This is a genomic window from Streptomyces sp. NPDC059909 (assembly GCF_042730885.1).
Lineage (GTDB): Bacteria > Actinomycetota > Actinomycetes > Streptomycetales > Streptomycetaceae > Streptomyces.
The window spans coordinates 1-12929 of record NZ_JBHWKX010000124.1 but is presented as its reverse complement, the minus strand read 5'-3'; the positions used below and the strand labels follow the sequence as shown (position 1 = coordinate 12929).

Annotated in this window: 10 protein-coding genes and 2 pseudogenes; 11 read left to right on the top strand and 1 reads right to left on the bottom strand. The window is 67.6% G+C overall.

The genetic code is table 11. From position 1 onward, the window contains the following. Window positions 1–348: 348 nt before the first annotated feature. On the bottom strand, window positions 349–1152 hold the full coding sequence (locus tag ACFV9O_RS37870; protein WP_385426928.1) for an SDR family NAD(P)-dependent oxidoreductase: 804 nt from the start codon (window positions 1150–1152) through the stop codon (window positions 349–351). A 53-nt stretch (window positions 1153–1205) separates the two neighbouring features. Here ACFV9O_RS37870 and ACFV9O_RS37865 point away from each other — a divergent pair, with 53 nt between their 5' ends. From ACFV9O_RS37865 to ACFV9O_RS37815, 11 genes and pseudogenes are all read left to right on the top strand, one after another. Next, window positions 1206–1502 (top strand): hypothetical protein, encoded by a 297-nt coding sequence (locus tag ACFV9O_RS37865; RefSeq protein WP_385426925.1) that lies wholly within the window; start codon window positions 1206–1208, stop codon window positions 1500–1502. A gap of 351 nt (window positions 1503–1853) precedes the next feature. After that, window positions 1854–2453 (top strand): hypothetical protein, encoded by a 600-nt coding sequence (locus ACFV9O_RS37860; protein ID WP_385426922.1) that lies wholly within the window; start codon window positions 1854–1856, stop codon window positions 2451–2453. Between the two features lie 721 nt (window positions 2454–3174). Beyond that, the gene (locus ACFV9O_RS37855) at window positions 3175–3939 is read left to right on the top strand and encodes a hydrolase (RefSeq protein ID WP_385426919.1); all 765 of its coding nucleotides are present in this window, start codon (window positions 3175–3177) and stop codon (window positions 3937–3939) included. Window positions 3940–4295: 356 nt separating this feature from the next. After that, window positions 4296–4715 carry a Sec-independent protein translocase subunit TatB gene (locus ACFV9O_RS37850; protein WP_385426917.1) on the top strand — a complete coding sequence of 140 codons (420 nt, stop codon included), beginning with the start codon at window positions 4296–4298 and terminating at the stop codon, window positions 4713–4715. Window positions 4716–4915: 200 nt separating this feature from the next. Beyond that, window positions 4916–5188: a Sec-independent protein translocase subunit TatA gene (tatA, locus tag ACFV9O_RS37845; protein ID WP_385426914.1), complete on the top strand. Its 273-nt coding sequence runs from the start codon at window positions 4916–4918 to the stop codon at window positions 5186–5188. 95 nt (window positions 5189–5283) lie between these two features. After that, the gene (gene tatC, locus ACFV9O_RS37840; RefSeq protein ID WP_385426911.1) at window positions 5284–6135 is read left to right on the top strand and encodes a twin-arginine translocase subunit TatC; all 852 of its coding nucleotides are present in this window, start codon (window positions 5284–5286) and stop codon (window positions 6133–6135) included. Window positions 6136–6658: 523 nt separating this feature from the next. Further along, window positions 6659–8245 carry an MFS transporter gene (locus ACFV9O_RS37835; protein WP_385426908.1) on the top strand — a complete coding sequence of 529 codons (1587 nt, stop codon included), beginning with the start codon at window positions 6659–6661 and terminating at the stop codon, window positions 8243–8245. Between the two features lie 973 nt (window positions 8246–9218). Then, a complete protein-coding gene (locus ACFV9O_RS37830) occupies window positions 9219–9686 on the top strand; it encodes a MarR family winged helix-turn-helix transcriptional regulator (protein WP_385426904.1) in 468 nt (155 codons plus the stop codon). A gap of 172 nt (window positions 9687–9858) precedes the next feature. Continuing rightward, window positions 9859–10967: pseudogene (locus ACFV9O_RS37825) on the top strand (LLM class flavin-dependent oxidoreductase). A 520-nt stretch (window positions 10968–11487) separates the two neighbouring features. Next, the gene (locus ACFV9O_RS37820; protein ID WP_385426901.1) at window positions 11488–11991 is read left to right on the top strand and encodes a MarR family winged helix-turn-helix transcriptional regulator; all 504 of its coding nucleotides are present in this window, start codon (window positions 11488–11490) and stop codon (window positions 11989–11991) included. 177 nt (window positions 11992–12168) lie between these two features. Beyond that, window positions 12169–12708, top strand: a pseudogene (locus ACFV9O_RS37815) (transposase); the annotation flags it as partial. Between the last annotated feature and the right edge of the window lie 221 nt (window positions 12709–12929).

Sequence of the window (12929 nt, the reverse complement as noted above, 5' to 3'; positions counted from 1 at the left end):
TGGAACGTCGTACTCAGGGCCGGGCTGGTCCTTCCCGACGTGGCCTGAGCCACCGACAGGAGAAGCCCCCGGATTTATCCGGGGGAGGAGTCACGTCTGCTGGAGACCGCAGGCTGGCAACGCGGTCTGCTTCCGCCTCCCTGGCCGAGCATTGCCGTCTCGCAGACGGCCGGTGACCTGCCACCGCGCAATCGCGGCCGCAGGCCACCGCCGCCCGTGCCGTCACCGGCGAGATCGGCTCAAGCGGTCGCCTGCTCAAACCGCACGCGTCAGCCGGGTCCGTCATGAGTGACGACCTGGTGACGCGCGGCCGAGGGGACTTGACCGTGCCCCGGCGTCCTCGGCAAGTCAGGCCGCGGCCCCTCCGCCGTCGACTGGCAGCAGCGCGCCCGTGACATAGCCGGCGAGGTCGCTGGCGGCGAACAGCACAACCCGGGCGACGTCGTCAGGGCGCCCGGTGCGTCCCGCCGACAAGCCGCGTCCGAAGGCGTCCAGCACATCACCGAGCCCTTCGGTATCGCGCTTGTAGGCAACGCCCGGGGTCTCGGTGAGGCCGGGCGCCACCGACACCGCGCGGATGTTGTGCGGGCCGAGCTCCACCGCCAGGCTGTGGGTCAGACCGACCACACCGTGCTTGCTGGACACATAGTGGGCCGGGTTGCCGGCGGACGCGGAGAACACCGCGGTGGAGCTGATGTTGGTGATCACTCCGGGACGCCCGGCGGCGATCATGCGGCGGGCCGCCTCGCGGGCACCGGTGAAGGCCGAACGGAGGTTGAGTTCAAGCAGCCGGTCCCACTTCTCATCGGTGATTTCCAGTACCGGGACGGACGGGTAGGCGCCGGCGTTATTGACCCAGATGTCGAGTGTGCCGAAGCGGTCCACGGCCAGGTCGGCAGCCGCCGCCACCTGGGCGGGATCAGTCACATCCACGGCCGTTGAGTCCGCGCTCCAACCGCGCGTGGTGATCGATTTGGCCACTGCGGCCGCGGCGTCCCCGTCGACATCGGTGACAAGCACATGGGCTCCCGCTTCCGCGAGACGCTCGACAATTGCGGCGCCGAGTCCCGCGCCGGAGGCTGTGACGACGGCTGTACGGCCCGGGAGGGAGATCAGATCGGCCAGCGGGGTGCCGGTCAGGTCCGGAATCATGGGATCACTTCCCGAGAGGGCGGTATGAGACCTGATGCCCGATTCTTCGTTTCGTGTGGGGCGAGCGGGAAGGTCGCGGCGACGGCGGTCGACTACGGCCGGGGCTGGGTGAACAAGCCCTGCTCGGTCTCGGTCAGGATTCCGCGGTCGGCCAGCCGTTTGAGCTTCAGGCGGACGTTGTTGATGTTGTTGCTCTCACACGTGGCATCGGCGACGTCATCGACCACACCGTGCCCGGCGACCGGTTCGGTGACGGCTATTTCAAGGGCAACCAGCGTACGACGCGAACCCCCTACAAGCAGGCGACCCGCGACCGGGTCGCGGCTGGGCTGGAGAGTGTCACCGCCTAGAAAAACTGCTCATGTTGGAGCGCTCTTACCAGTTGTTATCCACTTTGATTGGTTGCTCTGGTTCTGCTCCGAGGCTGTCTTTCTGTTTGTACTTGCTGGCGGTGCGATGATGTGACTGTGCATCGCTGCTGGTCAGTTAGGCCTGTCTTGTCAGTGGCTTCGGGGATGCTCAGATCCATTGGCGGGTACGCAGTTCTAGCGGTTCGCCGGTGTGGTGGTCACAGTGCAGCCCCCGGCCGTTACCCCGATCAAGGGGACGGTCTTGCCTCCGCCGATCCTGAATTGAGGACGCGGTGGTATCACTGCTGTTCTTGGAGAGCGAGGCATCGCGCGTTGCTGGAGGGGGAGCGTATGGCGCATGGTGAGCAGGGCCAGAACGGGGTGGAGGTGGATGACGAGCGCTATCAGCCTTACCACCAAGGCGGCCTCGTGTGGGACCCGCCTCTCGTCCTCACTCCGGAGCAGGAGCGTGCCAAGCAGGAGAAGGAGCAGGAGCACCGGGGGAAGTTCCTCAGGAAGAGGGCGGAGTCGCGAGTACGGGGGATGCTGCTTGGTCTGGCGCTGGGGGAGACGTTGGGGGCAGCCGGGGGCAAGGCGCCGGCCAGTGGCCCGTTGCGGGCTGGCGTGAGTACCCAGTTGGCCTGTTTCACTGCGGAGGGCACCATCCGTGCGATCGTCCGCGGCAATCACAAGGGTAACTGTCATCCACCGTCGGTGGTTTGGCACGCGTACTGCCGGTGGGCGGCCCTGCAGGGCATTGAGGTAGAGCGGATGCGGCGCCGCTGGGCCCCGTACGGCCCCGAATCGGCGTGGCCGGACGGCTGGCTGGCCCAGATACCTGTGTTGGCGGAACGGCGAGGTTCCGCGCCGGCGACGGTGGCGGCACTGTCGAAGGTCGAGCAGGCGCCCTGGGGCAGCCGACTACGGGCAGCCGCGGCTACCACGCTCTGACCCGCTCCCTTCCGGTTGCCGTGGTCGCCGTCTCAGATCTGGGGTACTGGACCGAGGACTGCGTGTGCTCCACGGGCCCCGGAGCCGTCGCCGCTGACGCCGAGCCGCCGGCACCGAGAAGGGCTCCGCCCGCCATCGTCGCAGAAGCGAGAGCGATCGGGACGCGCCTGATCCACCTGTTCACAGTCATCTCCTTGTGATGTACCGCGATTCCGCCGACCAGGCGGCCGCAGTCATGGCCGTGATCTGTGATCCGGAAATGCCGGATCAGCCGGGTGCCGAGGTACGGGAGTATCCAGAGGGGGGCCTCGTGTTTGGTCTGTCGGCGCGTTCTTGGGTGCGGCGACTTGACCAGTCCTCGGTGGTTGATGTGTCAACCATCACAGGATTTGGTTGATGCGTCAAACAGCCTAGCCGAGGTGTTACGGCAGGTCCGGGCGAAGAGCGCCACAGCCGCAGGCCTGCCCGTCGTCACGGCGATGAGGGCGGTGGGGAACGACTCGGCCGCGCGCTCGCAGACCGCCAGTGAGCAGGCCGTAGCCGTCGGTAGTGAACTGCAGGTCGGCGAAGCCGGTGCACCTTTCGGTGCGCGCCGGGGGTAGCTCGCCAGGATGATCAGAGTTAACTAGTAGTTGACTGGTTAACAAACTGGGGTATGGTCCTACTGTCGCCCTGATCGGGGCGGCAGCCTCTGGCTTCCTCATTTCACAGGAGATGCATCATGTCTGGTATCACCAGCAGGCGTTCGGTTCTGGCGGCGTCGGCCGCAGGTGCGGCTGCCGTGGTCGCTGGAACGGGCACCGCGAACGCCGCGGGCGCGGGTGCCGGCTCGGCGGGGGCGAGCCCGGCCGGTGCGAGAGGGCGTCGGCACTGGGATCCGATCAGCGCCAAGAACTCGGTCTTCTTGCTCGTGGACCATCAGCCTTCCCTCCTCGCTGGCGTGAACAGCCACCCCACGACGACTGTGATCAACAACGTGACGGGCCTCGCCAAGGCGGCCAAGGTGTTTCGTGTCCCGACGGTCCTGACCAGCGTCCTGTCCGAGCGGGGCGGCAAGCTGATCCCCCAGATCCGCGACGTCTTCCCTGGCCAGGAGGTGCACGATCGCACCACGCTCAACGCCTGGGAGGATGCCAACGTCGTCAAGGCCATACGCAAGACCGGAGCCAAGAAGATCGTGATCGCCGCGCTGTGGACCGAGATCTGCCTGGCCTACCCTGCCCTGGCCGCACTGGACGAGGGGTACGAGGTCTACGCCGTCACCGACGCCTCGGGTGGCACCAGCGTCGAGGCCCACGACATGGCCGTGCGGCGCATGGCCGATGAGGGCGTCGTTCCCATCACCTGGAATGCCGTGATGGGCGAACTGCAGCGCGACTGGTCCCACACCGCCACCATCCCGGGCGTGGCGAAGATCAACAAGGAGCACTTCGGAGCCTTCGGCGCCATCCTCGACCTCGAAGAGCAGCTCCTCAACCACCACTGACACCCCAACCCCGCCCACGACAATCTGGTGGTGGGGGAGCGCGCCCACCACGAGCTCGCTCACAAGAACGAGGTCGACCAGCCGGCCGCCTGGCCGTCTGCGAGCAGCCGAGGATCTCCGCCGAGGAAGTGCGAGGATTCCCCTGCCCCTCTCGCTCCTTCCCGTCGGCGTTCCGACGGGAAGGACGACGGCCAACGCCCGTCATGGCTCAGTCTCATCCGGGCTACCGGCCATGAGGCCGCCCTCATGCTCTGCCCGGCCGACCCGCGGCGGCGGCCGCTGGGCCGTGCAACCGCCATGCATCGCCGCCGGCCCGGGCGCGGCACAACCCTCACCAGCCCACACTGGAGCCGTACATGTTCTTCGACATCGGCCCGCTCGAAATTGTGACACTGCTCGTGCTGGCCGTCATTCTGCTCGGGCCCGAGAAACTCCCCACGGCGGTGTCGACTGTCGCGAGAAACATGCGCAGGCTGCGCGAGTTCTCACAGAGCGCTCAGGCCGACATCCGGGCCGAACTCCCCCCTGAATTGCAGGGCATGGCGCTGGAGGACCTCAATCCGAAGTCGCTCGTCCGCAGGCACCTGCTGAGCGCCGAGGGCCTGAACCTGCCCGAGCCGGCCTCCGGCTCCGGCCTGGAAAGGGAATTGCTCGGCGGTCCGGCGGCGAACACCTCAAAGACTTTGGAGAGGCCCCTCGGATCCGGCCCGGTCTCGGCGGCCATGGACCACCACCACGAACAGCAGTCAACGCAGCGGATCCCCACGAACCACTGACGGCCTCGCACACACCGTGTGCCACGGTCACTTCACGCCGCCGTGCCGAAAGTCCGTCCACGCGGCGCCTCCGCCTCCGCCCATCTGGGCGCATTGACCCAACAACGCGCATCCAAGGCAGGCTGCACATCCGCCTGCATCCAGATCACCCGTACCGAAGTGCCCCTCCTGTACCTCGGTCTTGCAGAAAGGAACCACCCATGTTCGGCAGACTCGGAGCACCCGAGATCCTCATCCTCCTCGCTGTCGTCCTCCTCCTCTTCGGCGCCAAGCGTCTTCCCGAGATGGCCCGCTCCTTCGGGCAGTCGCTGCGGATCCTCAAGAGCGAGACCAAGGCCATGAGGGAGGACGACGCGGACGCATCCCACACCGGCGCGCAGGCCCCCACCCCCACCCCCGCCCTCCAGCACGCGCACGACGACCGCCACACGGTCCCGGAAGCGTCTGAGGCAGACAACGCTCACCGGCATTAACGCGCCACCACCGACACAGACATGTGCGGCAGGTGCCGCACACGAAGGCACCGGAACTGCCCATGCCCACGCGTACACCGCTCGACCCTGCGCGGATGCCCCTGGCAGAGCACCTGCGTGAGCTGCGAAACCGCCTCGTCAAGGCCGTGGGAGCAATCCTGCTCGCTACGGTCGTCGCAGCCCTCTTCTACAAACAGCTGATCGCATTCCTCATCGATCCCCTGCCCGGTTGCGCTCCGGGCCGGCCGGTCGGCACCACTGAAGCGGGGCACTGCGGCCTGATCGCCATCAACGGCCTCCTCTCGCCCTTCACCCTCGCACTGAAGGTGTCGGTCACCGTGGGAATCGTCGTGGCGAGCCCGGTGTGGCTTTACCAGCTGTGGGCTTTCGTCGTACCAGGGCTGTACCGCAAGGAAAGGAAGTACACCTTGGCCCTTCTCGGGGCAGGTGTTCCCTTGTTCTTGTCCGGCGCCGCGATGGCCTACCGGCTCCTGCCGACCACGACACGGGTGCTGATCTCCTTCACCCCCGATGCAGCGACCAACCTCCTGCCCATGGACGACTACCTCAACCTGGCCACCCGGATGATCGTCATCTTCGGCCTGTCTTTCGAACTCCCGTTTATGCTCCTGCTGTTGAACTTCGGCGGCGTGGTCACTGCGCGTCAGATGATCGGCTGGTGGCGCGGGATGTTGCTGGGCATCGCCGTCTTCGCCGCGGCCGCCACCCCGAGCACGGACCCCCTGAGCATGCTGCTGCTCGCCGCACCCATTGGCCTGTTGTACCTGGTCGCATGCGCGATCGCCTGGTGCAACGACCGCCGCCGAGGGCGCCTCCGCAGCGCCGGCGGGACGGGCGGAGACCTGCGGGACGTGGAGGCATCCTCCATGGACCTGACTCCGACACCCATGCAGCCGCCCAGCGGCATCACCACCCTCCGCCCGTAACGCAACTCCCTTTGCCCCACATCGCTCCACGAAGAAAGACCAGTCATGACGGACATGGACCCCGGCGCCAGTGCGGCCCTTGAGGCGTCGGCCACCAAGCAGCAATCCAGCGTTGAGCAGGGTAGGCCTACAAAGGTCGAGCGCTTCGTCCATGCCTTGTCCCCGTGCGACGCGTGCGCGCGGTACGCGGCCGGAACACCTTGACCAGGTGGCAAAGGTGGGTGCCTTGTGGGCGCTGCACGCCAACCGTCAGTGGACAGTGGCTGATGGTTCGGATCAGACCGTCCTGGGGTTCTGGCCGGAGCGGCAGCGCCGGCGCGTGATGAGCTGAGCGACGAGGAACGGGCCCCGGCATCGCCGCTTGTTCGCTGAGCCGCTACAGGCTGCACGTCGCCGACTGCGCTGACGGCTCACGTCACTCACCAAGTTCTTCCCGGCAGGCCGACTCGGCACGGGGCGTGTGCCGGTGTGCGGCCGGCTCCCCGCTCACCCATCTCCTCTGCGCACATGACGAAGGACCCCCATGTCATCCCCTTCCGTGGAACGCTCCGTACTACCCGCTCTCACTGCGCCGACCTCGCCTCCCGGTCGCAGGTCCGACCCATGGCTGGCGCTGATCGCCGTAGCGTTGGGACAGTTCATGGTCGGCCTCGACGGCAGCGTCGTGTCCACCGTCAATCCGGAGATCGGCCGGGACCTCAACGCGTCCAACGCCGACCTGCAGTGGGTTACGAACGCGTACCTGCTGGCTGTGGCCGCCACCTTGATCCTGGGAGGCAAGCTGGGTGACCGCTTCGGCCGACGCGTCATCTACATCACCGGCGTCGCCGGATTCATCGCCGCCTCGATCGCCATCGGCCTGTCTGGGACGATCGAGGGGGTCATCTTCTTCCGCGTCGCCCAGGGATTCTTCGGCGCCCTGATCATGCCCAACACGCTGGGGCTGCTGTGGGATGTGTTCCCTCCGAAGAAGCTCGGCGTGGCAGTCGGCGTCTGGGCCATGGTCTCCTCCGCGTCGCTCCCGCTCGGTCCGATCGTCGGCGGGCTGCTCGTCGAGAACGTCACCTGGCAGTCGGTCTTCTGCATCAACGGACTCATCGGTGCGTTCGCACTGGTGGCGAGCGCGCTGGCGCTGCCGCAGAGCAAGAACCCTGACCGGGGGCAGCGCTTCGACATCCCCGGTCTCCTCCTGCTCGCGCTCGGCCTGGTCGTCCTGGTGTTCGGAGCCGCAAACGGGGGGACCCGGGGCTGGGGCGCGGGCGGGACCGTGGGCTGTATCGCGGGAGGCCTGGCCGTCCTGCTGTTCTTCGGCTGGTACGAGACGCGCGTACGTCATCCGCTGGTGCCGATGCGGCTGCTGCGCAGCCCGACGCTGACCAGCGGAACACTGGTCACGGCCATCAACGTCTTCGTCCTGCTGGGGACCATCTTCTTCGTCCTGCTGTACCTGCAGAACGTTCGCGGCTACACCCCGGTCGAGGCGGGCTGGCGCATGCTGCCACTGAGTCTGGCCTCGATCGTCGCCTCCCCGCTGGGCGCGACCCTGACCGAACGCTTCGGCGCCCGGCTGACCCTGCCCCTGGGCATGCTGCTCGAAGCCGGTGCATCCTTCGGGCTGCTCGGACTGGACGTCCACTCCTCGTACGCCGCCATGTGGCCGTCCTTCACGGCGCTCGGACTCGGCGTCGGCATGGTCACCGCGTCCGGCGGTGCCGTCGTCGGCAGCGTGCCGATGAAGGACGCGGGTGTGGCCGGCGGACTGCTGACCACCGCGCTGCAGATGGGCGGCGCGCTGGGAAGCTCCGTGCTCGTCTCGCTCATCGGCAGCCGGGTCGGCTCCAGCCTGGCCGGCGAACTGACGTCGGCCGGGGTGCCGGGGCCGGTGGCACCAGGCCTGGCCGAGGCCAAGGACTCGGTGGCCATGGGCGTGTGGCCCGTCTCCCCGGACATGGCCGTACAGGTGAAGGCCGCAGTGATCGAGGGCAGCGGTCACGCGTTCATGAACGGGGTGCACACTGCGGCATCGCTCGCCGGGGTTCTGTGCGTCGTGGGGGCCGTCGTCGCGGTCGTGGGCGTGCGGCCCAGCGCTTCCGCAGCCACGAGCGACTGACGCAGCCGTCATCCGCCGGCGGCCCGGGGCGTTTCAGGCCGCCGAGGCGCCGCCGTCCACGAGAGCACGGTGCCGGTGATTCGGCTCCGGGGGTGCCGGAGCCAGGCGGTGAAGGTCTCGGTGGTGCGGTCCGGCGGCACGCCCACGCAACGGCCGGTCTCGATGTCGATGAGCCGGTGCCGTAGGCGTGGTCGCGTCGAAGGGTGAAGTCGTCCATGCCCGGCACCCGCGCGGTCTGGGCGAGGTGACTGGCCGCATCATCCCGGCGAAGCAGGGTCTGCCGGATGAGCCGGGGCGAACGGCAGGTGCCGACACACGCCGAGGCCTGCTGTAGAGGATCAACGGCAACGCAGGACACGCCGTTGCCACCCTCCTCGCGTGGAGGGGAGGACGCTGTCTGGAACCGCCGTCAGCCGGCCAACTAACCCCGATCCTTCCGCGCGAGTTCTTCCCGGCCGCACTGGCCGCCTTCCAGTCAAGGACCTGGGCCTGGCCCACCCTAAGGCCCGCGCTGTCCGCGCAGCAGCTCCCGCTGTTGCAGCGGTTGACGCGCTGAGCAGGGCAGGGCTTCGCTGTCTCCTGCGCAAGGCCGGCCGTCAGCGCCGCATCGAGTCCCGCGCCGAGCACCCAACCGGTGTCCTGCGCAAGCCAGACATGCGTCAGCTCCGCGCGTCGAGAAAGCCCTCGGCCAGCCTGTCAAGGCCTCGTGCTGCAACTCGATGCCGCCGCCCAAGCAGCCGACGACCTCGCCACCGCATGCGCCGAGAGGTTTGCTGGACACGAGGACGCGGAGATCATCACCAGCTTCCCCGGCCTGGGCAACCCACCGGAGGCTGCATCCTGGCCGAGATCGGCGACGACCGGTCCCGGTTCGCCGACGGCCGCGCAGGCCGAGCCGGCCTGGAGCTGGTCCCCGCCACCTCATGACTCGAGCGATGGATGACAGATCAACTATCAAGTTACGCTGGCGGCTATGAACAGCACACCGCAATGGCTCAGCCAGCAGGAATATGCCTCCTGGCGCGAGTTCATCCGCATGCAGGAGAAATTGGTCGGTCGGCTGTCGCGCCTCATGCAGGCGGAGTCCAGCCTGTCGGCCGCCGACTATGCGGTGCTCGTCGAGCTCACCGAGGCGCCCGAAGGCCGGCTCCGCTTCATGGAGCTGGTCAAGGCCGTCGAGTGGGAGAAGAGCCGCATGTCCCACCAGCTCGCGCGCATGACGAAGCGTGGGCTGGTGGCCCGGGAGGAGTGTGTCGACGACGGGCGCGGCGCGTTCATTGCCGTCACCCCGGCAGGGCGCGAAGCCATCGCCGAGGCCTCACCCCGCCACGTCGAGGCCGTTCGCCGCCTCTTCATCGACGCGCTCACCCCGGAAGAACTCGATTCGGTCGCTCACCTCTCCCGGCGCGTCCTCGAACACCTGGAGAAGGTGCCCGACTGAGCAGGGCCCCGAGATCCCTGATGTACGACGCCCCGATCGAGTCCTCTCTGTGACGTGACGGCGGGTACGCACCCGTCCCCGCGGTGAACGGACACGGAACGGCATGGAATAGCGGTGCCCGGAGGCATGTTTCGAGGATGTAGTTGATGTATCAACAAGAGGGATGGGTGCGATGCAGTTCGGGATCTCACCGTCGGGGACGTGACCACCGACCCGACCACGGGCCGGACGCCGACCGAGTACGAACGGATCAAGGCGATGGTCACCATCGCGCAGAAGGCCGAAGAAGCGGGGCTGGACGTCTTCGCGACGGGCGAGCACCACAACCGGCCCTTCGTGCCATCGTCCCCGACCACGATGCTGGACTGGATCGCCGCACGCACCGACCGGATCATCCTGTCGACCGCCACCACGCTGATCACCACCAACGACCCGGTGAAGATCGCCGAGGACTACGCGATGCTCCAGCACCTGGCCGACGGGCGCGTCGACCTGATGATGGGCCGCGGCAACACCGGCCCGGTCTACCCCTGGTTCGGCAAGGACATCCGCCAGGGCATCAACCTCGCCATCGAGAACTACGCCCTGCTGCACCGGCTGTGGCGCGAGGACATCGTCGACTGGGAGGGCCGCTTCCGCGCGCCCCTGCAGGGCTTCACCTCCACCCCGCGCCCGCTGGACGGCGTAGCGCCGTTCGTCTGGCACGGCTCCATCCGCTCCCCGGAGATCGCCGAGCAGGCCGCTTACTACGGCGACGGCTTCTTCGCCAACAACATCTTCTGGCCCAAGGAGCACTTCCAGCGCCTGATCAGCCTGTACCGGGAGCGATACTCGCACTACGGCCACGGCACCGCGGAGCAGGCCATCGTCGGCGTCGGAGGACATGTCTTCATGCGACCCAACTCCCAGAACGCCATACGTGAGTTCCGCCCGTACTTCGACCATTCCCCGCAGATGGGCCGCGGCCCCTCTCTGGAGCAGTACATGGAGCAGACCCCGCTGACGGTCGGCTCCCCGCAGCAGGTCATCGAGAAGATGCTCACCTTCCGCGAGCACTTCGGCGACTACCAGCGCCAGCTGTTCAACGTGGACGGCGTCGGGGTACCGCTGAAGACCGTGCTGGAGCAGATCGACCTGCTGGGCGAAGAGGTCGTGCCCGTGCTACGCCAGGAGTTCGCCAAGAGCCGCCCCGCCGACGTGCCGGACGCGCCCACCCACGCCTCGCTGCTCGCCACTCGCGAGGCGACCGAGCGCACCGCCTCCGCCGGTACGGCAGCCTGAGGACTGCAGGCAGCGCCGGGGACAGAAGCACAGACGGCCTCGCAGCCCGGATCGGACGGTCCGGGCCGCGAGGCCGTCCACATGCCCCTGGATGCCCTAGCAGGCGGCATCGAAGGCCAGAGGTGTCAGGAAGCGGGCAGGGTCTTTCGCAAGCTCGATCGAGTCCAAAGCCATGCCGGCATGCGGCACATCGCCGCCTCCTCGTCCGCAGGCCCGAACAGGCCCTCATGATGCAACCGGAACTGCTCGGCCTCCAGCAGGCTCGCGCCCCAAGCAGCATCGCCACAGCGAGCTGGAAGAGCACCTGGGCCCGCTCCCGACGGCTGGCCGTCGTACTGCCCCGACCAGCCTCTTCCCGTCGGGCGCCACAGAATGCCCACGCTTCCGTGTACGCGGACACCGCGAAATCCGGAGTGCACCACGGACGGCAACGCACAGTCCGGCTGCTCACCGCAGCGCGGCGGCGCCCGGTGTAGCCGCCACCCACGAGACGATTTCGTTAATCCGTTAACATGTCCTCATGGATACCCAGCCGTCCCCGCTTGGCCCCGCGGAGCTGAAGAAGTGGCTGGCCCGCCCGGACCTCAACACGTCCTCCATGCGCGTCGTGAGTCCGCTCAAGCGGGCCCAAGCGCTGCTGGCGGTTGCCTTGGAGCCGGTGTACGAGAGTTCCGAACTCACTCCCTCGGAGGTGGACGTCCTGGTTCTCCTCCGGCACTTGGAGGAGCCAGTCATTGCGCGGCGGCTGGCGCAGCAGATGGGCCTTTCGCGTGCTGCCGTCAGCAAGATGCTGGCCAAACTCGAGAGCCGGGGTCTGATCGAGCGCCGGGCAAATCCGGCCGACCAGCGCAGTGCCCTGGTGACGATTTCCCAGGATGGCGCGGCGGCCATCGACAAGATATTCCCCCGCCACCTGGAGCGGGAGGCTCAGGTGCTGGCAGGACTGGGATCCGACCGGGAACGAGTCATCGAGGCCCTGGAGCTCCTGGTCCAGGCACTGGAGCGCACTGTGCTCACCGTCTGACGGTCCGGGCGCCGCAAGCCTGCGGGCAGGTGCCTAGCTTGATCTTTAACGTCCGGCGTCGAATGGTGCGTCGAACTTGATCACTCGGTTCGGTATCCGGCGTACACGGAAGCGGCCTTCGTCTGAACATGTGCTCCGACCAAGGAAACACACACGTCCAGCACGAAGGCCGTGAGGATGAGTCTGCTGCATCACCACGCCCGGCAAGGGCCGTTGGCGGAACTGTCATGCTTCCGAGGCGAGTTCTACTCCTGCCTCACCGCTCGTTCGGACGCGTTGTTCGAGCTGGCTGATGCCGTTCTGTGCAGCGACGGGCCGGTGCGGTCCCTGGCCGAGCTGTCGCTGGTGGGCGAACACCGCCGCGGCCACGGCGGACTCTACGCCGCTGTGGCCCACGGCCGGATCGACACCGACCGGCTGCGGCGGGCCCTGGCCGCGGTGCCACTGCCGCGGGCCGACGACGGCCGGCTGGTCCTGGCCATCGACATCACCTGCTGGCTGCGGCCCGACGCGCACACCTCACCGGACCGGATCCTGTGTCACACCTACGGCCGGGGCAAAGACCAGCACATTCCGGTTCCGGGCTGGCCGTACTCGATCGTCTGCGCGCTCGAGCCGGGCCGCAGCTCGTGGACCGCCCCGCTGGACGCGTTGCGTCTGGCACCCGGGGATGACACTGCCACCGTTACCGCCCGCCAGCTGCGCGAGCTGCTCGAGTGTCAGTTTCCTCTCTAGTTGCAACATCGCAGGCTCGTTGACCTGGTGTGCTGCAGATCCATCGGAAGATATTGAAGGGGCCTCCCTCTCTGACAGCCTTGGCTGAGACGCCCGCTTTGCCGGGTTAGTGCGTTGTGGCAAAGGGAGTCCCTGTTCGATGAGCAGGGGCTTCTTCGTGTGCGGGGCATGATCGCGACGGGGTAGGGGCAGGCAGCGGGCGG

Bases quoted from the DNA above. Each gene is read 5' to 3' on its own strand.
- ACFV9O_RS37870 (WP_385426928.1), bottom strand. From the start codon at position 1,152: ATGATTCCGGACCTGACCGGCACCCCGCTGGCCGATCTGATCTCCCTC.
- ACFV9O_RS37860 (WP_385426922.1), top strand. From the start codon at position 1,854: ATGGCGCATGGTGAGCAGGGCCAGAACGGGGTGGAGGTGGATGACGAG.
- ACFV9O_RS37855 (WP_385426919.1), top strand. From the start codon at position 3,175: ATGTCTGGTATCACCAGCAGGCGTTCGGTTCTGGCGGCGTCGGCCGCA.
- ACFV9O_RS37850 (WP_385426917.1), top strand. From the start codon at position 4,296: ATGTTCTTCGACATCGGCCCGCTCGAAATTGTGACACTGCTCGTGCTG.
- tatA (WP_385426914.1), top strand. From the start codon at position 4,916: ATGTTCGGCAGACTCGGAGCACCCGAGATCCTCATCCTCCTCGCTGTC.
- tatC (WP_385426911.1), top strand. From the start codon at position 5,284: ATGCCCCTGGCAGAGCACCTGCGTGAGCTGCGAAACCGCCTCGTCAAG.
- ACFV9O_RS37835 (WP_385426908.1), top strand. From the start codon at position 6,659: ATGTCATCCCCTTCCGTGGAACGCTCCGTACTACCCGCTCTCACTGCG.
- ACFV9O_RS37830 (WP_385426904.1), top strand. From the start codon at position 9,219: ATGAACAGCACACCGCAATGGCTCAGCCAGCAGGAATATGCCTCCTGG.
- ACFV9O_RS37820 (WP_385426901.1), top strand. From the start codon at position 11,488: ATGGATACCCAGCCGTCCCCGCTTGGCCCCGCGGAGCTGAAGAAGTGG.